This window comes from Pseudomonas sp. OVF7, from assembly GCF_030644265.1.
In the GTDB taxonomy this organism is placed as follows: Bacteria; Pseudomonadota; Gammaproteobacteria; order Pseudomonadales; family Pseudomonadaceae; genus Aquipseudomonas; species Aquipseudomonas gorinensis.
Window position 1 is genome coordinate 2,734,134 of the sequence record NZ_CP128996.1, and the last position, 19,098, is coordinate 2,753,231.

18 protein-coding genes, 8 pseudogenes and 1 other annotated feature are annotated in these 19,098 nt (G+C 53.2%); of the genes and pseudogenes, 18 read left to right on the forward strand and 8 right to left on the reverse strand.

Annotated features, from left to right (window positions below):
- Positions 1-393: 393 nt before the first annotated feature.
- Positions 394-702, reverse strand: coding sequence for an antitoxin Xre/MbcA/ParS toxin-binding domain-containing protein (locus QU606_RS12510; protein WP_229999808.1), 309 nt, complete (start codon positions 700-702; stop codon positions 394-396).
- Positions 703-1,080: 378 nt separating this feature from the next.
- Here QU606_RS12510 and QU606_RS12515 point away from each other — a divergent pair, with 378 nt between their 5' ends.
- Both QU606_RS12515 and QU606_RS12520 read left to right on the forward strand, forming a co-directional pair.
- Entirely contained in the window at positions 1,081-2,250 is a 1,170-nt protein-coding gene (locus QU606_RS12515; protein WP_169878783.1) for a hypothetical protein, read from the forward strand.
- Positions 2,251-2,449: 199 nt separating this feature from the next.
- Complete coding sequence (locus QU606_RS12520) at positions 2,450-2,992, forward strand: DUF1523 family protein (protein ID WP_057710749.1); 543 nt, start codon at positions 2,450-2,452, stop codon at positions 2,990-2,992.
- Positions 2,993-3,120: 128 nt separating this feature from the next.
- On the opposite strand, the gene QU606_RS12525 is transcribed toward QU606_RS12520, so the two are convergent.
- The 3 genes from QU606_RS12525 to QU606_RS12535 form a co-directional block, all read right to left on the reverse strand.
- Positions 3,121-3,546, reverse strand: coding sequence for a hypothetical protein (locus tag QU606_RS12525; RefSeq protein ID WP_057710748.1), 426 nt, complete (start codon positions 3,544-3,546; stop codon positions 3,121-3,123).
- A gap of 84 nt (positions 3,547-3,630) precedes the next feature.
- Positions 3,631-4,107 (reverse strand): hypothetical protein, encoded by a 477-nt coding sequence (locus QU606_RS12530; protein ID WP_229999811.1) that lies wholly within the window; start codon positions 4,105-4,107, stop codon positions 3,631-3,633.
- A gap of 83 nt (positions 4,108-4,190) precedes the next feature.
- Positions 4,191-5,402 (reverse strand): hypothetical protein, encoded by a 1,212-nt coding sequence (locus QU606_RS12535; protein ID WP_057710746.1) that lies wholly within the window; start codon positions 5,400-5,402, stop codon positions 4,191-4,193.
- A gap of 251 nt (positions 5,403-5,653) precedes the next feature.
- On the opposite strand from QU606_RS12535, the gene QU606_RS12540 reads away from it, so the two are divergent.
- From QU606_RS12540 to QU606_RS12590, 11 genes and pseudogenes are all read left to right on the forward strand, one after another.
- Complete coding sequence (locus QU606_RS12540) at positions 5,654-6,334, forward strand: cupin domain-containing protein (RefSeq protein ID WP_009399094.1); 681 nt, start codon at positions 5,654-5,656, stop codon at positions 6,332-6,334.
- The gene (locus tag QU606_RS12545; RefSeq protein ID WP_009399092.1) at positions 6,331-6,915 is read left to right on the forward strand and encodes a TetR/AcrR family transcriptional regulator; all 585 of its coding nucleotides are present in this window, start codon (positions 6,331-6,333) and stop codon (positions 6,913-6,915) included. The genes QU606_RS12540 and QU606_RS12545 overlap by 4 nt, the downstream gene beginning before the upstream one ends.
- Before the next feature lie 57 nt (positions 6,916-6,972).
- Positions 6,973-7,749, forward strand: a complete 777-nt coding sequence (locus tag QU606_RS12550) for an SDR family NAD(P)-dependent oxidoreductase (protein ID WP_009399088.1) — start codon at positions 6,973-6,975, stop codon at positions 7,747-7,749.
- A gap of 14 nt (positions 7,750-7,763) precedes the next feature.
- Positions 7,764-8,072 carry an OsmC family protein gene (locus QU606_RS12555; RefSeq protein WP_232566704.1) on the forward strand — a complete coding sequence of 103 codons (309 nt, stop codon included), beginning with the start codon at positions 7,764-7,766 and terminating at the stop codon, positions 8,070-8,072.
- Positions 8,048-8,419, forward strand: a complete 372-nt coding sequence (locus QU606_RS12560) for a GIN domain-containing protein (protein WP_232566703.1) — start codon at positions 8,048-8,050, stop codon at positions 8,417-8,419. Before QU606_RS12555 ends, QU606_RS12560 begins: the two co-directional genes overlap by 25 nt.
- Before the next feature lie 81 nt (positions 8,420-8,500).
- Positions 8,501-8,773 (forward strand): annotated as a pseudogene (locus tag QU606_RS12565) (CopG family ribbon-helix-helix protein).
- Positions 8,773-9,029, forward strand: a pseudogene (locus QU606_RS12570) (type II toxin-antitoxin system RelE/ParE family toxin); the annotation flags it as partial. The pseudogenes QU606_RS12565 and QU606_RS12570, both read left to right, overlap by 1 nt.
- 158 nt (positions 9,030-9,187) lie before the next feature.
- Positions 9,188-9,700 carry an acyloxyacyl hydrolase gene (locus tag QU606_RS12575; protein ID WP_080604754.1) on the forward strand — a complete coding sequence of 171 codons (513 nt, stop codon included), beginning with the start codon at positions 9,188-9,190 and terminating at the stop codon, positions 9,698-9,700.
- Positions 9,701-10,436: 736 nt separating this feature from the next.
- Entirely contained in the window at positions 10,437-10,661 is a 225-nt protein-coding gene (locus QU606_RS12580) for a YgdI/YgdR family lipoprotein (protein ID WP_009399080.1), read from the forward strand.
- Positions 10,662-11,429: 768 nt separating this feature from the next.
- A pseudogene (locus tag QU606_RS12585) lies at positions 11,430-12,065 on the forward strand (IS110 family transposase); the annotation flags it as partial.
- Positions 12,066-12,328: 263 nt separating this feature from the next.
- A pseudogene (locus tag QU606_RS12590) lies at positions 12,329-12,473 on the forward strand (transposase); the annotation flags it as partial.
- A 568-nt stretch (positions 12,474-13,041) separates the two neighbouring features.
- On the opposite strand, the gene QU606_RS32915 reads toward QU606_RS12590, so the two are convergent.
- Positions 13,042-13,251, reverse strand: coding sequence for an HNH endonuclease (locus QU606_RS32915; protein ID WP_134939495.1), 210 nt, complete (start codon positions 13,249-13,251; stop codon positions 13,042-13,044).
- Positions 13,252-13,319: 68 nt separating this feature from the next.
- Between QU606_RS32915 and QU606_RS12595 the strand changes: the two are divergent.
- Positions 13,320-14,066 (forward strand): annotated as a pseudogene (locus QU606_RS12595) (IS30 family transposase); the annotation flags it as partial.
- Between the two features lie 4 nt (positions 14,067-14,070).
- Positions 14,071-14,319: pseudogene (locus QU606_RS12600) on the forward strand (integrase core domain-containing protein); the annotation flags it as partial.
- Positions 14,320-14,910: 591 nt separating this feature from the next.
- On the opposite strand, the gene QU606_RS12605 reads toward QU606_RS12600, so the two are convergent.
- Positions 14,911-15,114, reverse strand: coding sequence for a hypothetical protein (locus QU606_RS12605; RefSeq protein WP_134939493.1), 204 nt, complete (start codon positions 15,112-15,114; stop codon positions 14,911-14,913).
- Positions 15,115-15,191: 77 nt separating this feature from the next.
- Between QU606_RS12605 and QU606_RS12610 the strand changes: the two genes are divergently transcribed.
- Positions 15,192-15,371, forward strand: coding sequence for a hypothetical protein (locus QU606_RS12610; RefSeq protein WP_134939492.1), 180 nt, complete (start codon positions 15,192-15,194; stop codon positions 15,369-15,371).
- Between the two features lie 75 nt (positions 15,372-15,446).
- Entirely contained in the window at positions 15,447-15,743 is a 297-nt protein-coding gene (locus QU606_RS12615; RefSeq protein WP_232566710.1) for a group II intron maturase-specific domain-containing protein, read from the forward strand.
- Positions 15,744-15,865: 122 nt separating this feature from the next.
- Here the strand turns inward: QU606_RS12615 and QU606_RS12620 are convergent.
- Together QU606_RS12620 and QU606_RS12625 are read right to left on the reverse strand one after the other, a co-directional pair.
- Positions 15,866-16,489, reverse strand: a pseudogene (locus QU606_RS12620) (transposase); the annotation flags it as partial.
- A 41-nt stretch (positions 16,490-16,530) separates the two neighbouring features.
- The gene (locus QU606_RS12625) at positions 16,531-17,427 is read right to left on the reverse strand and encodes an IS3 family transposase (protein ID WP_134939491.1); all 897 of its coding nucleotides are present in this window, start codon (positions 17,425-17,427) and stop codon (positions 16,531-16,533) included.
- Positions 17,095-17,211, reverse strand: a sequence feature (AL1L pseudoknot). Its footprint overlaps the gene before it by 117 nt.
- An 80-nt stretch (positions 17,428-17,507) precedes the next feature.
- On the opposite strand from QU606_RS12625, the pseudogene QU606_RS12630 reads away from it, so the two are divergent.
- Positions 17,508-19,036 (forward strand): annotated as a pseudogene (locus tag QU606_RS12630) (IS3 family transposase).
- The last annotated feature ends 62 nt before the right edge of the window (positions 19,037-19,098 follow it).

Consider the following 19,098-nt stretch of genomic DNA (forward strand, 5'->3'; position numbering starts at 1 on the left):
AACCTACGCCAAGGCTATATACAAAGATCACGACCTCACTGAAGCAGAGATTCGCCGAGCACTGTTTGGCGGTGCTGCCACTTGCGCAGACTCATGCCTTACATGAACATGACAATCTTTCGGATAACTCGAACATCCAGCCAGTGAAGGCTGCGGAGAAAAAGAAGATCGGTGAAAGCGTTCACCCCCGTGTTAAGGGTCACGCTGCGGATCGGTAATGAGTTTGAGGGTAGGAAGCACACAATGGTCCATGAGGCGGATACGCTCAGTACGCGTCTCGCAGAACAGGAGGCGATCAAAGCGGCCAGGAAGAATTACCGCCTTGTAGAGTTGGTTTCTGTAAAATCGATGTAGCGTGGCTCATCGACTTGCCACCAAAGATCAGTGCACTCGTTATAAGACCATCCCCTCGGCAACCTGAATCAGCAGTTTCTCGACAATCCGAGTGCCCTGGGTAGTGGATAACAGTGCGAGGGGCTGTTCCTTGGCAAAACGTTGCTTAGGCTTGCTCAGCCAGCGCTGGGCTTTTTTGACGTCTCCGAACAGCGCCTCTGCCATTGCTGTCACATGTGCAAGTCGGAACAACCGATCACTCTCGTCCAGATTTAAGCGCTGTCGGCGAGCCAATCGGGCGTTAAGGGTCCCAACCGGCATAATCTTTTCAAGGGCGACTGCGTCGTACACGCCAGATTCGCTAAGCAATTTGAATCCCTCGGCTGCGAATCCTGCCGCGATAATCTCGTGGATCTCTTGCTCTGATGCCCCAACGGCAATTTGCAGTGAAATCCAAGATGACGTCGGTAGTGACGGTACACCGGTTTGGGCAGCAATTCAGCCAACATAGGTAGCCTCTTGACCGGCTATGTTCCACAACGGGTGACGTTCTTCTAGGAAAGATGGGCTGGTAGTACAGCCCTGTCAACGTCGGCATCTGACAACAAAAATTCCCCGGGAAGGAAATGCTGCTGCTCAAGACTTTAACTGACGCGTCCACACGAGCATGCATGTTCTCCTCACGTATTCACATGCCCGGCCGATACCACTATGCCCTGCTACGGGCACTGAATAACGGAATTAGGGATGAACCGGATGATAATTCGCAACGCTCTCGCACTTACGCTGGCATTGGTTACTAGTAGCTCAATGGCAGCGAGCTTTGATTGTTCAAAGGCTGCAAATTTCGCGGAGTCCAGCATCTGTAAAGACGGCTATCTGAGTGGCGTCGACAGTATTCTCGATCGAGCCTATCAAAAAGTCCTCGCTGAAACAGAGCACCCGGATGATCTGCGCCAGTCACAACGCGAGTGGCTGTCCGTACGAGATCAGTGCACCACCCAGAAGTGTCTCGATCAAACCATGGGAGCTCGTGTCACCTTTCTGGATAATTACTCACGCGTTGAAAAAAGTAAGGCATACGCTGCAGAAGAGAAGCTGCGCAAAGATGAGTATGAAGCTCAGCGCCAGGCAGAGGAACTTGCCAGCTCCCAAAGAGATGAGCAGTACCGGATCGCTCAGGAACAATCCCGTCAACAAAGACAGCAATCTGCTCAGCAGCATCAGGTGGCTCAGACACCGTCTCAAAGTGTGCAACCGGCGCTCTCCTCTCAGAGCCCAGCCTATGTGGTTTCGGCACAGCAAGTGCGCCCTGCTGAGTCTGTAGCTGAGAAACCAGCAGTGTTACGCATGTGGCAGGCCTTCTGGGCAGGCCCGACATGGAAATACACGCTCTTGATAGGTTCTATGATCACCTGCCTGGCGATCTGGAGACACCACACAGAGGCTGCCACGATCTACACCGACTACACCGATGCTGCGATCACGAATGCGCTGCCCGCGATCGGTGCCGTTTCGGCTCTGATCCTTCGTTGGCTTGAAATGCCTGGCTTGGTCTCAGGGATAGCGTTGGGTACCGGGATTATCTTGGCCATTGCATACGCCGTATTCGCGACCTTCCGGACAAACCAGGGAGCTCTGAGTATCACCCTAGTTATTGTTGCCAAGCTCACTCTCATCACCGTGTTCTATGCGGTGATTGGAATGCTGATCGCGTCTCTCTTTTCGAACAGTGCTCGACGCAAAGGTGAATCTCAAGTGCGTGCTGCTGCGAGAAACAGTCGAGAGAAGAAGCAAACAATGGCTCTGATCACAGGCTTAACGGTGGCTTACACCGCTTTTACTGCCTGGGTCTGCCGGCGACCTGAGTTCACCTCACTTTCCGAATGCCTGGAATTTGACACAGCACCTGCATAAGCCAGGGTGATCGGAACGCGATCGCGTTCTTCAGAAAACAAGTAGCCTGGGAGATTTCCTGGGCTTTTTTTGAGTCGTCGTTACTATCACTGCAGCACCTACACATTTGCTAACCAAGTTTAGTAGCACCCCAGCGGTCAAAGGTGAAAACCCAAGATCTAATTGGGGCAGAATTCGACGATCAAAATGGAGCACATAAATGAAGTGGATTAAAGGGGTGGTTATCTGCGCAATCTTGCTCGTAATCACTGGTGCGGGACTGGGTCTGTTTTATGTTTTACCGCAGTACGACGTGGTGGCCATCACCGGCGTTGAGGTAAAACGTGTGGACGATGACGGCGTCATCAATGCTGAAAACCCAGCAGACGGCCCTACCCGGGATGTGTATTTCATTAACACTGAACACCCAACATCGAAAAACGTAATGGTCTATCGCAATGAAGATACCGGGTGGAGTTTTCCGTGGTACTTCAAGTTTGACTCGGCCGACATTCAGGCAAAGGCCCAGGGTTACTCACGAGATGCCCAGCAGCTGGCTCTCATTCGTTATTACGGCTGGCGCATTCAAATCTTGTCCGTGTTCCCAAACATAACAGACATCGAAGCCACGAACAGTCGCGAAGAGCCGTTTCCTTGGTTCAACACGATTTTCCTCACCGTAGGAACGCTGCTTATTTTGTTTGTGGTGTTTTTCCTGCGCCGGCGATTCAAGCGCAAGTCCAGGGGCGAAGTACTGGGTTGAGCGGTTGAACCACTCGCCTTTTCAGCTTGGAAGATCGTTAGCCGCAGAATGAAAAATGCCAGTCAGTTACCTGACTGGCATTTTTTGTAGGTGAGATTCCTTTATCCGGCCTGGCTAAAGCAAGCCAGTCAGCGCTTTACCATTTCACACTGACGTCGTAAGTCATCGTTTTTGATGCTCCCGCAGCTGCCATTGCCAGTCTTGGCGTAGCACAAGTATCGCTGATCGTCGTCACGGATACTCGCGCAACTCCCGTTGCCTGTTTCGACGTAGCAGGCGTTACGTAAGTCGTCATTGTTGATGCTTGCACAGCTTCCGTTGCCCTCTTTCACGTAGCAGTATTTGCGTTTGTCATCATCACGGATACTCGCACAACTGCCATTGCCGGCCTCCACATAGCAGGTAGCGCGCAGATCGTCGTCCTTAATGCTCGCGCAGCTCCCATTCCCCTCTTTGACATAGCAGTAGGCGCGTTGATCGTCGTTGTTGATGCTGCCGCAACCGGCGTGAGCGAAGCCGCTGAGCACCAGCAGCATTACCAAAATAAACCTCATCCCACCCTCCATGAATTGCCAAACGCTACCTCGAACTGTTCGTAGTAGCCGCGTCGATTACCGTGGTTCGGAGCAAATGAAGGATCAGCCGCGGGCATCCTTTCGGAGGTCGTCCAGTTCGTCGACAATGTCCTCATCGCGATCCTCGAACGCCTTGGCCATATCACGCTGCAGATCCACCTGGACGTCCATGGATTTTTTTGCCAGCTTCATGCCGTCCTTAGAGCTCATAATAATTTTCATCGCCTGATCAGGATGCTTGTTGGCCTCGATCATCAGTTCGAGCTCGTCGGCATCAAAGTGATTCGCATATACCTGGACCAAGGTATCTTTCAAGAGGTCCTGGGAAATGTTGTCCTCGATCACGGCCTTGATTTTTTCTGGCGCGACTTCGCGATATTTGGATGCATAACCCGACGTTGCGACTTGCACTACCATCTTGTATTGGACGTCCATGCCCATCAACTTGACCAATTCTTCAGCTTTGTCCTGGCTTGAACCGCAACCAGCCAGCAGCATCGAGCAGAACGCCATGATTGCCCATTTGGAAACACTCGTCATGAAATTCTTACCTTTGTCTTGAGATTTTTTTAGTGACCGTGGAGTACGGCGGACCGTACTCCAGGTTCTAGGAAACTTGATGATCAGTTCGTCTCAAGCGTGAAGCTTTTGCTCACGAAAAGGCCAGAAAATAACGACTTGTCCTCCTTGAAAATGTAGGACTCTTCAAACTTGGCATCGGTAGCCAGCTTTTGAGCGATCGCGCACTCCGAATCGCTGTGATCCTTGCCCTTGACTCCAAAGTCACTCTGATAACCTGATAGGCCTGTTTCATTGCAAAAGCCGGTGAACTCCTCACGCTTGGTAGCGGCCTTGAATTCGTCGAACGACTCCTTTAACTGGTCGAAGCCTTTGTAGGTCAGCGAGTAGCTGTACACCTTGGTCTTACGAGCAAAGTCACCTGCGGCTTCCGCAATTACGGCCTGGCCCATGGACGTACTGTAAGCCCCCATGATGAAGCCACTTAGCGCGCTCTTGAGTTGCACCTGGACATCGTCAAGCTCTGGGATGGACGCAAATTTAGCCTCGCGTACAATCCGGCCAACTTCACTGCCGTCATTACGATGCACCACTACAAACTCGACCGAGCCTTCGCCGTCGCTGGAGCGCGTGAGCTTGAAGTCCAAGTCAACTTTGGTGCCGAACTGCCCTGTAGCGCCGATGATAAATGCACCAGTGAACGGCAGACGTTGGACGATATTGCTACCCCACGAGTAGGGCGACTTGACCACGCCTCCGTACTGATCCATCTCCGCGCGCGGCTGGATCTCATCCGCTACTTCCGAGGGCAGGACCACATCCGTGCCTTTGTGCGACAGGTAAGGAGAACTCATGTCCATGCCCAACAATTGGACATGAATCTCGCCCTTCTTGTTATCACCTTCGCGGCTAACCTTGAGGGCGTCGGCCTTCAAGTAAACGCCACCGGCACGGCCGCCACCAGTACTGGTCGAAAGCAGATACCGTGACCATTCGACCAGGGCAGACTCTTTTGCCCCGGAGTCCATTCCACCGAGCAGCCCCATAATCCCTTTGAGGAATTTATCTGCGCCGTTGGTCTCTGCTGCAACCAGGCGGATTTCTGGTGTTTCAACGGTGACGTTTCCCGACCAGAAGGAATAGGAAATATCTCCCTCGCTCAGGACGTTTTCTAGGAAGTACTGTTCCTTCATCTCATCGTACTGACGCAGCGCTTGCTTCTTGCCGGAGCTCGATAACCCCACACCAGCTGCAAGAATCGCAATACCGGCGACCGCAGCGGCGATGAGGATGTGCTTCTTGTTCATCGTTTTCATAGTCGGTTGCCTTACTGAATTTGAGCGGATGCTTGCTGCCAATCAATCACGTGCTGCTGAGAGACTGCAGGCGTCCAGTTGAAGTCGGGGGCGCCTCAGAATTCGGAAAAAATCGTACGCTAAGCTTCGCGAGTTCTCGTAACCAATTCACTGTTTTTCAATGTGTGAAAGAAAATGGCGAAAGCTGCTTGACAAGCGAACCGTCGACTTCCATTCTACCTACCAATTAGTCGGTATATGAAAATAAAGCCATGAAACTTAATTCAGATCTTTCGCAGCGTGTCGTCGTCGAGCCTTCAAGCTTACAGTGGGTCGATTCGCCAGCGACTGGGATTCAACGCCAGTTACTGGAGCGTGATGGCGACGAAGTGGCGAGGGCCACCTCGTTCGTGCGATATGCGCCAGGATCGAGGTTCAAGCGCCATGTTCATCACCTGGGCGAAGAAATCCTCGTTCTTGATGGTATGTTCACCGATGAGTCCGGAACCTTCGGGCCTGGGACTTATATCAAAAATCCACCAGGTTCTTCGCATGCACCAAGCTCCGCGACGGGTTGCACGTTGTTCGTCAAGCTGCGCCATCTTGATCTAGCCGACAGCCAACGCACCGTGGTCGACACTCGTAACGGACCCTGGTTTCCAGGCCTCGTGCCGGGTCTGTCGGTGATGCCACTTTCTGAGTTCGACACCCAACATACGGCTTTGGTGCGCTGGGCTCCGGGGACACGATTCAATTCGCATCGTCACTACGGCGGTGAAGAAATCTATGTGTTGGAAGGCGTCTTTGAGGATGAGTTCGGAAGCTACCCTGCCGGCACATGGATGCGCAGTCCGCATTTGAGTGCTCACCGCCCCTTCAGCAATGAAGGCTGCACTATCCTGGTCAAGACAGGCCATCTGCCAGTCGCTGAATCAAATGAGGCACTTGCATGAAGCATTTCTCCGAAATCTCGCCGACCGCCGAGCGCGTGGTCGATGCCGCTGAAGGCTTGGTACAGCGGCATGGCTACAACGGCTTCTCATACGACGACGTGGCCCAGTTGGTAGGCATCAAAAAACCAAGCATCCACCACCACTTCCCCAAGAAGGGAGAACTCGTGGCCGTGGTCGCACAGCGCTACACGCACCGGTTTCGTGAGGAGTTGCTGAGCATCGAAGGGCAGCATGCGAAAGCGCCTGATAGGCTAACTGCGTATGCGGCACTTTTCGAACGCACCTTCGCCAAGGACCGGCGCCTTTGTGTCTGCGGCATGTTGGGTGCCGAGTCGGACTCGCTGCCGGACGCCGTTGTGAGCGAGGTCAAGCGATTCTTTAAAGTCAATCTCGACTGGTTGACTCTTGTCGTTGCCGACGGTCAGCGTGCCGCGCTGATCACCTCAAATTCCGCCGCAGAGGCTCTCGCAGAGGCGTTCTTGTGCGCGTTGGAGGGCTCGATGGTGGTGGGCCGTGGCATGCGATCGCCACGCGGACCGGCCGATGTTGGAAACACTTTTCTTTCTACCGTGTTGACCTAAGGTCGGCACTTTTTGCAACATGATCCTACCATTTAGTTGGTAGTTTAAGAGGTTATTATGAACACTGAATTTAATGGCAAGAAGCTGTTGGTCATCGGCGGCACTAGTGGGATGGGATTGCAAACTGCCCGCATGGTTCTCGAGCAAGGCGGAAGCGTCGTCATCGTCGGTCACCGCGAAGACAAAGCCGAAGAGGCCCGCAAGGAGCTGTCGTCGTTGGGCGCCGTGACAGCCCTGACTGCCGATCTCTCGCGGGTCGAAGATGTGAAGCGACTCCTGCATACCATCGATGAGAACCACAAGGACATCAATCTTCTGGTCAACGCTGCTGGGGTGTTCTTCCCGAAGGCGTTTCTTGAGCACACGGAAAGTGATTACGAGCAATATTTGTCGTTGAATAAAGCGTTCTTCTTAATCACACAAAAGGTCGTGGCCAACCTCGTGGCCAGCGAGCGTCCCGGCGCCATCGTGAACATCGGCTCGATGTGGGGCAAACAGGCGATCGCGGCTACGCCGTCGTCCGCGTATTCGATGGCAAAAGCAGGTTTGCATTCGCTGACCCAGCACCTTGCGATGGAGTTGGCATCCAAACAAATCAGGGTCAATGCCGTTTCTCCTGCGGTTGTCGAAACGCCGATTTACGAGGGTTTCATACCCAAGGCCGAGGTTCATGGCGCCTTACAGGGATTCAACAGCTTCCACCCAATCGGCAGGGTTGGGACGCCACAAGACGTAGCCGAGGTCATCATCTTTCTGTTGTCGGACAAGGCAGCATGGGTGACGGGCGCAATCTGGGACGTTGACGGCGGTGTGATGGCCGGGCGTAACGCATAATGGGGGAACGAGAAATGAACACAAACATTAAAGGAACGCCCGACAACGGGATCAACGTCGGTGCATTGCGGGAGTTTGCAGATCAGGTCGCAGCAAAGCCCGCCGCAGGCATCGCGACGTTTGGCGTCGTGACAACCTGGAAGGGGGGCACCCGGACGCGTGCGCGAACCATGCCGCTCGTCCTGGGTGACACAGCCTTGGCGCGCGGCTTTGTCATCGACGCGGACGAACCGGCAGAATTGCTCGGTACCGACACGGCCGCTAATCCACAAGAGTTGATCCTGGCTGCGTTGAACGCATGCATGACTGCGGAGCCGCACTGACTGAAGCGCCAAGCATCCGCATCAAGGGCAGTGGCGATGTGACTTTGTATGACCTTCTGCAGGCTGAGCTCGATCTCGGTGTCCAGGGATCGGGTGACATCACGGCGTTTGGCCAAGTGGATCTTCTGGACGCCGAGGTGGCCGGTTCGGGCGATGTGGATGCCAGTGAGCTGGTGGCTAAGTCCGCCAAGCTGTCGATGGTTGGCTCCGGCGATATCGACGCTTATGTCAGCGACTCCGTGAAGGCCAGAGTGATGGGTTCTAGCGACATCGTAATCCGCGGTAACCCACCGATCCGCGATCATTCGGTTACCGGCTCAGGCGACATCAAGTTCAAGAAGAAGTAACGCTCCAGCCGGAAGTGACTGTTACAGAACGCCGGCAGAGCATCCACTTTGTACCGACCATTGATCAGGAGTAACCCGATCATGGCAACTACCGCAAAAAACCGATCTGTCACGGCTCACGTCCCTGTGCAACTGGCCGAAAAGGTCGATTTGATGGCTGAGCGCCTGTAGCGCTCCAAGAACTGGATCGTCAAGCAGGCCCTGTCCGCCTGGATCGACCAGGAAGAAGAGCATAGTCATCTGACCCGTCAGGCTTTGGCCAAGGTGGATGCTGGCCGCGTGATTGATCACCAGGCTGTCCAAGCCTGGGCTGATAGCCTCAGTACCGACACTCCGTTGCCTGTACCGCGCTGATGGAGCTGAAGTGGACAAACAAGGCGCTTTGCGACATTGCCAGGCTGTACGAGTTTCTGGCGGCGGTGAATCAGCCTGCTGCCGCACGCACGGTACAGCAACTCACGGCTGCTCCGACCACGCTGCAGGCCAATCCGCGCATTGGCGAACGCCTGGGAGAGTTCGACCACGGGATGTGCGCCGAATTCAGATCGGCCACTATGAAATGCGCTATGAGATTGCAGGCTCTATTATTTACCTGCTGCGTTTATGGCAAACCCGCGAGGACCGCTGATGATCGCAACTGTAGGGTTGCAAGCCTAATTGGCCAGAAATGCATGCTTATTCCCAAGGATCCTCATGTAAGCTAGGCTCGGTGTTCGAAGTAGCTGCTCGTGAATACACTGTCAAAATTTGGTTTATTAGGGTTATACCATGAAAAAATTAGCTATTTTAGGTGCTGCTTTGTCAATTTCCTGTCTTAGCGTTGATGCGGCAGAGCTGACCAGTGCAGTCGGCGCCACAAGTCAGGGCGGCGGAACTGCTCGTCTTGCCCTTGGGTTCGACTGGGAAAAATCTTGGTTTCAAACTTCTATCGGGAAAGTAACTGGCTATTGGGATTTAGGATATACCTACTGGCAAGCAGGGGACCAAGCTGGCGGCCGTCATAGCGTATCCTTCGCGCCGGTTTTTGTGTATGAGTTTGGCGAAGGAAATATTAAACCTTTTATTGAAGCAGGAATTGGCGCTTCTATATTTAGCGGAACTAATGCTGGGGATCAGAATTTTGGTTCAGCTTTTAATTTCGAAGACCGCATAGGGGCTGGGTTAAAAATAGGTAATACACAAAAAATCGGCATTCGTGCTATTCACTATTCAAATGCCAGTATAAAACAGCCAAATGATGGAATCGAATCTTACTCACTCTTTTATAGTCATTCGCTTTGAATAAAACGGAGCGCAACTGACTGTACTATTGGAAGTCGTTACGCTTCGAAATTATTTTTTCTATTAAAAGCATGCTATTCCTAGACTAGCGGCGATTAACAAAAGGATCAGGCCACTAAGGCCTGTTATTTCTAAAGGCCTAGATAGGTCGATTTCATCATAGCTGGCATCATCCTCAATAATTCTGCGTTTCATACTGTAGTCCTCTGCATTCACTGTAGATCCTTTCTTTCTAAAGTTCAAAAGAGTAGACAGCCAGGCAAAATACACGTTCGCGTTATTTTAATGGCATTTTGTTATGTTTAGTATAGCGTATATAGCTTTTAGATATATGCGAAAAGAGGGAAGCCAAAGAGAGAAACTCTGTACTCAAGATGCTTTTGGCTAAAGTGCTGAGGCCAGCGTTTGGCCTGAGGATTCCCCTGACGTGACCATTCTGGCTGACGTTACCTCCGCTGCCTCCGGTGCGTTCTCGACCGAGCAAACTGGCCGGATGACCGTCTTATATAGCGCTACCTCTGAGGCGCTGTAACAGAACCACATGGAGCATTGCCGTTCGCAATGCTTCGTGAAGGGTCAATCAGGGCTAGCAAGGAGCAGTAAAGGTAGGAGTACCGAAGCAGATTTAAAGACATATGACCCATCGTTGTAGGCATGGGGAACTAGAGCAAAGCACAGGAATCAAACGGTAAGAGAAAGCCGGAATCAGCCTCCATTACAAAATCAGAAGGACGCTATGAAAATTAAAAATCTTAATATAGTTGCTGTGTTTTTTTATTGTGTATTACTGGCCGGGTGTTCTACCACCACAGTGGTTACCCTTCAGGACGGCACACAATATATCACCAAAGATATACCAAAGACCAAAACAAAAGACGGTTTCTATGAGTTCGATGATGTGTCAGGTAAACATGTGAAGGTGAGATCTGATGAGGTTGCTACGATAAAAGAAGAGGATTAATCTATCCGGACTATGATGTTGTGCTTATGGCAGTAACGCTATGTGATTATAGTCGCTTCAAAGCAAAAGTCTCGCCTCATGCCTTCATTTGAGACCGGGAGTTATGCATATGAGCTATGTGGATATCCCCTGCTGGAAATGCATTTGATCGGGTGCCATCAGCATCACTCGATGGAGTCAGAAAGATGTGCTGCCCCGAACGGATAGAGCGCCAGTTAAAGCTGGCGGAAAATAGTCGATGAAAGTTCGATGCTGGTAAGAAATGGCGAATCAACCATACCCCGAGTCATGCATGTTGCACCGTGAGGTGCAGGGTGAAGCGTTGCCAGGGGAAACCGCTGGGCCAGCCGTTGAGCCGCGTAATCAGGAATCCGGGATGCCGATGCTGTTATACGAAGCAGAAGGCAATACGGGGCATGGCGATATACGCCAGTCATGCTCTGATCCCGCGCGGTCGGAGACCCTGTGCACGTCGGGAAGTCCTCCGCCCAGGAACTGGGAGATCACAGCGGTGCCCGGTGCGCACGCACCGGGCGGAGCAGGAAAGGCCAAAAGCCGTAACCCTGCTGTCCACGTCGCTGAGAAGTTGGATACGTCCGTAGTACCTGAGAAGCCATCGAACAAAGGGCCTGGCCCGGCGGAGATAATGGAGGAAAGGGACGTAGCCAAGGGAAACACCTACATGCCCCCCACGTCCCGGACACTGAGCCGGATCAGTTGCGCGTCGATGGAACTTGATGGTGTACGTGAAGCCGCCCGAAGGAACAATTGCATCGGCTGCGCGAATCGCTGATCCGAGACCGCACCAAGACGGTCAATCAAATGCATGATTTCTTGCTCGTGTTTGGTATCAGTCTGCCGCAAGGCCTGGCCGTGATGAAACGCTTGTCCGCTGTTCTGGCGGAGCACGAGTTGCCTTCGGCTGACGGTGTTGCTGCAGCGCCTGCACGATCATTTCGTCTACCTGGACGAGCAAATCAAGCAATTGGATAAAGAACTGGCTGACAATGATCTAGGTCGTCGCTTGCTGAGCACGCCATGTGTCGGCCCGCTCACCGCCAGCCTGCTGGCTGTGGAAATCGGCGACGGCCAGCAGTACGGCTGTAGTCGGGACTTCGCGGCGTCACTAGGCCTGGTGCCTAGGCAGTACAGCAGGTGGCTAAGCCAACTTGTTGGGTATCAGCAAGCGGGGCGACAAGAACCTGCGACGCCTGTTAGTGCAATTATATGCGGCATCTGGAGTTCTAGAAGGGCGCGTTGGCAGACTGGGTAAGATCGCTGCTGACATGGCGGCAATCCAACGTGGTTGCCTGCGCGCTGGCCAACAAGCTGGCCCGCATAGCCTGGGCAATTTCAGCGCACCACTCCCAATGCGAAGAAGGGCCAGACGCGCTGAACGCCTGACGCCGCGGTTGTTGCTGTACCACGATTCACCTTTCAGGTTTTGCGATAGCGGAACAACAGATGATGTGCGCGGCCAACCGGCCTGGGGAAGATCCTGGATAAACATCTGGCTTTTGAAGCCGCACGGTTTTTTCAAAGAACGCCAGGCGCGACTCTCACCGCGGCGCGGGGCTTGCCCCAACAGACGCCGGATAGATTTAAGCAAGCCACCACACCGCCCGTTAGTCAGCACTGGAAAAATGGGTGGTGACCATAGAATGTTTATGACTAACAGCAACGATAAGAGTGGTGAGCTTTTGGGCCAGGAGCGGGGACGCCGCTGGAGCCCAAAGCAAAAACTGGCCATGGTTCGCGAGAGCCTTGAGCCAGGGCAAAGTGTGTCGGGTCGTCGCTCGGCGCAACGGTATCCTCCATCAGCGTTCCTGCAGCTTGCTTGCCAGATGTTCAGGGCAGAAATGTGGGCTTACCGTGTTCCACACCAGTTACACGAATAACGTGGACCCTGTCTTTCCCCCGGTGATGTTTTTGTCCCTGTGCCCGCAGTACGTAATCGAACAACCCACCACACACCTTTTGGTCCAAGCCTGTCAGCATCTTTTGCTTGTTAAAAAAACGAGGTTTATCAACAGTTCACTTATGTTGGTCCTATTATCCAGCCAAGCATCCTCGCCACCTGATGCTGGCAGCGGTTGGAATCACCTCGCGGCTTTTCCTTCTCTTTCGAAGGACTTCATTGTCCCGATGGCTTCAGACCGAGCCGTTGCCAGCTTCGCCTGCACCGGTAGACAACCGTTGAAGGAGCAACGAGTCTCACTGCCTCTGTCGAGGTGAGACAATAACAGGTGCGACTTCACGTCGCGCGCCTACGGTTGTTGGGTAGCCACGCGGTCACCCGCGCCCAGCCCCCCGAGGAACTGAGCGCGCAAGTTTCCGTGCACCCAGCTCGAGCCTTTCAAAGGCATCTTTTGACACCTGATTATACAACTTCTTTTTCGGCGTGCTGCCGCCTATGGCAATTGAGATGGTGCATTTGGAGGTTGTTTACCGCGTCAGTTCCACCATCTGACCGCTTCACAATGTGGCGACATGCCCACGGCGTTGATTTTGTGATGGCAATGGTGGCAATGCAGTTCTGCCCTAACCAGACTCGGTAAAACTTCGCGCGACCGCGTCCCGATTTCAGCATTTTCTTGACCCATCGGGCTTCGAAATACGGTTCCTATTGCGGGTCTTGCGGGTCTTGCGGGTTAGCATGATGAGTCCATGCGCATCTCTTACGAAGCCATATATCAGGCGCTCTACATTCAGGGGCGAGGGGCTCTAAAGCGCGAACTGGTGAGCTGCCTGCGTACTGGGAGAGCATTGCGCGTGCCGAGAGCCCGGGCGCAGGCCAAAGCGTGGGCACACGTCAGCGAGGATGTCATGATCTCCAGTCGCCCTGCTGAGGTGGAAGACCGGGGTGTACCCGGGCATTGGGAGGGCGACCTGATCATCGGTATGAACCGTTCTGCGATTGGGACGCTGGTCGAGCGCTCAACCCGATTCACCATGGTCGTCCATCTACCTCGCCAGGAAGGTTATGGGCTAATTCCCCGAACGAAGAACGGGCCGGCGCATGGCGGCTATGGGGCTGTTAGCATGGCCAACGCATTGAAGAAGAGGGTGACTGATCTTCCCGTCGAACTGTGGCGATCTTTGACCTGGGATCGTGGGAAGGAGCTATCTGATCTCGCTCGATTTACCATCGAATCCGGAGTGAAGGTTTTCTTTGCTGTCCCCCATAGTCCATCGCAGCGCGGCACGAATGAAATACAAACGGTCTTCTACGGCAATACTTTCCGAAAGGCACCGACCTGTCTCGTTAGTGCCCAAAAGATCCAAGCAGTAGCCCACGCTATGAACACGAGCCCCCGAAAAACACTCGGCTGGATAACACCTGCCGAAGCACTGAATGAGTATTTAAAATCTGTCCAACAATCCAGTGTTGCGACGACCGGTTGAATTCGCCCAATATCTGTCAATTCGCTACAGCGAGCGGCTGGGTGAAGCCGGTGTCGAACCGTCGGTTGGCAATATCGGCGACAGCTACGACAACGCCTTGGCGGAGACCATCAACGGACTCTACAAGACCGAGTTGATCCACTAGAAAGGGCCATGGAAAACTGTAGAGGCTCTGGAATGAGAAACGCTGAAGTTGGCGACCTGGTTCAACCAACAGCGCTTGCTGGAACCAATTAGAAATAGGCCACCAGCGAATTTGAGGCACTATACGAACAGAGTCAGGCAGCAATCCCAGTTGCCGCCTGACTCAAATACGATAGCCTCCGCGAAACCCGGGGCGGTTCAAAACCTTTTAAAGGGTGAGAAAGGCGGTGTTATCACTAAACGCTGCCCGTTCTGGATTAGCTATGTAGATGGTAAGTTCGTTCTGAACGAACATGCAAAATCGGCGACCCCGTAGGGGGAGTAACTTGGCAGATTATCCATCAACGCACACTAGCTTGCTCGAACAAAAAATCAGTTAAGCGTCAATATAAGAATTTCACCGCTGTTCTGTATAACCACTTCTCTCCAAACTAAACGCCCAATTTCTTTGTAAAATTTAAAAAAAAGATTTATCAATGAGGAAATATTTTTCCGTATGTATTTTTTGATGTTAATCGAACCGATATAATACATTGTCAATCATTGCACCTATGTCTACTCCATCTTTAACTACAAGATAAGGATTCGAGGGGGTATAGATAAATTCAATTTTCATAGCGGTCAAACCCTTTTGATTGGCTCTGATTCAACCTAGCACCCCCTTTACATATCGCACATTTTCACACAACCGCTTATCGGATCATTTGGATTTATCGCCGTTGATCAGAGCAGCATTAGCTAACCGGACCATTTCCATCCACGTCTGGTTTGTTATCAGCCCCACTGCGTTGAGCCTGTCCGCCGCGAGCAGCGCCCGCTCATATTGACATTCGTTAAGAGTTGCTCCCTTAAGATAATCTTCCCGCCAAATTTGGAAGGTGTGTTTAGGTGGTTTGGATTCCATTTGTTTAACCACATATTTTTTATGGGAATAATGGCAATTTGATACTTTATTCGTAAGGCTTGTCAAGGAGAATGTGCATGGCACTGTGCCAGAGACTTCCACAAATTCAATCTGCTTATTGCCAACATAAACGTCTGCTATTACCTGAATATCCTATAGATCACTTCAATTATGAAAGATTGGAATGGCTATCGCGCCGTTCTTTTGATTACGCTGGCGAATACGAGAAACAACAACCCGATGTTGTGCGTGGTTGACTACACTGGACGGCGTAGCTGCCAAGACTGGCCATCCGATACCAAGACGCATGAGTGATTGTCTTGGCTGTGACAGTGACCCGCTTTGATTGCTGTATCAGCATCCACGCGAAGAAAACCGCCCAACACGATGAGCACTTAGGAAAAATCCGGGAAGTCATCAAGGCCAACAAGACGTCTAATCAGGCAAATTTGATAAGACTGCTTAATCCCATATTACGGGGATGGGCCCATTATTACTGTCACGTAGTCGCTAAGGCAACCTTCAATCGAGTTGATTCAATAGTCTGGTCAATGCTGTGGCAATGGGCATTAAGGCGGCATCCGAACAAGGGAAAGCGCTGGGTCAAGAAGAAATATTTCAAGTCCTAGGGCACCCGCAACTGGGTGTTTTCTGCAACTGAAAAAAATGAAGACGGGACTAAGGGGGAGCGCAGTCTTCTGCAGGAATCTGATACGCCAATTGTACGGCACATCAAGATCAAAGCGGCTGCCGGAAAATCGATCTGGAGTCGATTGGTAATATGTTCGGGCGACCAGCCATTTTCCCATTTACGGTCACTGCGATGTGGTTTATTTCGGCCTTTAAAGAGAGCTTGTCGAGGCCCAACAATCTCACGGCCATCAGCGTCCTGAACCTTACCCTCCAGACGGTCTTGCACGTAGTGATGCAGTAGCGGGTTAGTCACCAGTTTCGCTGGCTTTGGCCTCTTAGCAACCAGCTCAGCCTTCCATTGCGCGACTGAAGCTCGATACTCAAGCCGACCGCAACGAGTTGCAGCATTACGTGTAAGCTCCCGTGAAATTGTCGATGGGCTTCGCCCAAGACGACGGGCAATCTCACGCACGCCAACACCTTTCGCCCGAAGCAACCCAATCTCTTCTCGCTCTGCGAACGATAAGTACCTTCCGGATATTTGATTAGACATGAACAATGGCATCCCGCCCCGATGACGGAACCAGCGTGTGCCCACCACTGATGATACGCCAGTGGCCTCCGCTGCCTTTTCACTTGTGATCCCGGTCGCGATCTGTTTCCAGAACAACCGCTCAATTTCATTGCGAAGTGTTGGCGTACCTAGCGAACGCATCGCTCCTCGCCCGGTCAACTTCTGCATCCAGCCTGCAGGTCCTGCATGTCGTCCCATAAACACCTCGATCAAAGGTGTTGCGACGACCGGTTGAATTCGCCTTGCGAGCCCCGGTCGCTATGATGAACCAGCCGGTGCGGCTCAGGCCGACGGCTGTGAAGTGCTAGTTCGAGCGCATCGAGGACAAACTCCGTGTGCATGTGCCGACCGACACGCCAGCCAACGATAAACCGGGAGTAGACATCCACGATGAAAGCGACGTAGGCAAACCCCTGCCAGGTTGAAACGAAGGTGAAATCGGCCACCCAGAGCTGGTTGGGGAGCTCAGCCGTGAACTGCCGCTTCACCAAGTCTCTGGGATTGGCATTGCTAGGGTCGGCGTGTGTGGTTTTTACGGCCTTGCCTCGTGTTACACCACGCAGCCCCATGTCCCGCATCACCCGCTCCTCTGTGCAGCGCGCTACGGTCTGGCGTTCGCGGAGCATCTGACGCCAGATTTTTCGGACACCATAGACCTCGTAGTTTTCTTGCCAGACAGGACGAATCTGCACGATAAGCGCCTCGTCACGTATTGCGCATGCTGATTGCCGTGATCGGTCGCGTAAACGCGCAGCATGGCGTCGATAGGCCGATGGGGACACCTGCAGCACGCTGCACATTGGCTCGACCCCAAAGGTTTTCCGGGGCTCGTCGATGAGTAACCAGATCACTTCAAACGGCGGTCGAGTTCCGCTTGGACGAAATAAGCGCTGGCGACCTTTAGAATCTCGTTGGCCCGCTTGAGCTCGCGAATCTCGCGCTCCAGCTCTTTGATACGAGGATCTACCGACGGATTGCGTGTTGAGGGGGGAAGAGGCCTTGCGAGTCCAGTTGCTCAAGGTCTGAGCGGTGCAACCGATCTTGCTGAATACCGCCTCAATGGCCGCCCACTGGGAAGCACGCGACTCACGGACTTCATAGACCATCCGTACCCCCGGTGTCAGGCTAGTTGTCGCCTGAGCTGATTTATCAAAACGATAGATCGGGGGCGCCAAAGAGAGCTGTAATGTCGAACTATTCACCTGAGCGTAAAGCGGCCCTTATCAACAAATTGCTGCCGCCTCAAAACATGTCCGTGGCCGAGTTGTCGCGTCAAGAAGGCATCTCTCAAGCCACCCTGTATGCTTGGCGAACCAAGCTCAAAGCAGGAGGCGCAGTGGTGCCCGGAGATAAAAGCAGTGCCGATAACTGGTCGGCTGAAGCCAAGTTCGCAGCGGTGTTGCACACGGCCACGTTGAGCGAGATCGAGCTTAGCGAATACTGTCGCAGCAAGGGTTTGTACCCCGAGCAAATTGGCGCTTGGCGACAGGCCTGCATCAGTGGCCAGCTAACAGCCCAGGCACAGCGCCAGGCCGAGCGAGAACAGGCGCGCGCCGACAAAAAACGCATCGCCGAGTTGGAGCGTGAACTGCGGCGCAAGGACAAGGCGCTCGCAGAAACCGCCGCGATTCTGGTGCTGCGAAAAAAGATGAATGCCTTCTGGGGAAACGACAGCGAGGACGTCTGACCTCGCTGCCAGAACGGCAACAACTCGTTGAACGTTTTAACCAAGCCGTTGCTTCTGGTGCACGCAAAACTATTGCCAGCGCGGAGATCGGGCTGTCGCTGCGCAGCCTGCAACGCTGGGCGCTGACGCCTGTGATGCAGGCCGACGTGCGCACCACCACGTCACGTCCGCGACCACTTAATGCCCTGAGTGAACAGGAGCGTTGCGCTATTTTAGAGGTCTGCAACAGTCCGCCATTCGTCAGCCTGCCGCCCAGCCAGATCGTCCCGATACTGGCCGATCAAGGCCGTTATCTGGCCTCAGAGGCAACCTTTTACCGCGTCCTGAAGGAAGCGCAGCCATGCACCGCACAAGCATGCTGCGCCGACAACTCACAGCGCAACCACAGCCAATAGGGTCTGGTCTTGGGACATCACCTACTTGCCATCGCCAGTGCGTGGGAAGTACTACTATCTGTATTTGATCGAGGACATCTACAGCCGAAAGGCCGTGGGCTGGGAAGTTTACGAGCAAGAAAGTGGCGAGCTGGCGGCCGAACTGATGCAGCGCACCGTGCTCACCGAACGCTGCGCCGGACGGCCCTTAGTGCTGCACTCGGACAACGGTGCACCGATGAAATCGGTGACGTTGCTGAGCAAACTGTACGAACTCGGCATCACCCCGTCACGCGGACGACCACGGGTGAGTAACGATAATCCCTACTCAGAATCGCTGTTTAGAACCCTGAAATATTGCCCGCAATGGCCTCCTGGTGGTTTTGCAGATTTGGACGCGGCACGCAGCTGGGTGCGCGATTTTATCCGCTGGTACAACCACCACACCGCCACAGCCGCATCCGCTTCGTGACCCCGGCACAGCGTCATCGAGGCGAGGATCAAGAGATCTTAGCCAAGCGTCATGCGCTGTATCAGCAAGCCCGCAATCAGCATCCACACCGCTGGTCGGGTGCGACACGCAATTGGCAGCCCATCGGTGCTGTCACACTCAATCCGGAAAGGGACTTACCGACACTGAAAATAGCCGCATAAAAACACAGCTGACGCGACAACTACCTTGCAAAACGCCGACCCCCGGCACCTTGTGAGGGCTA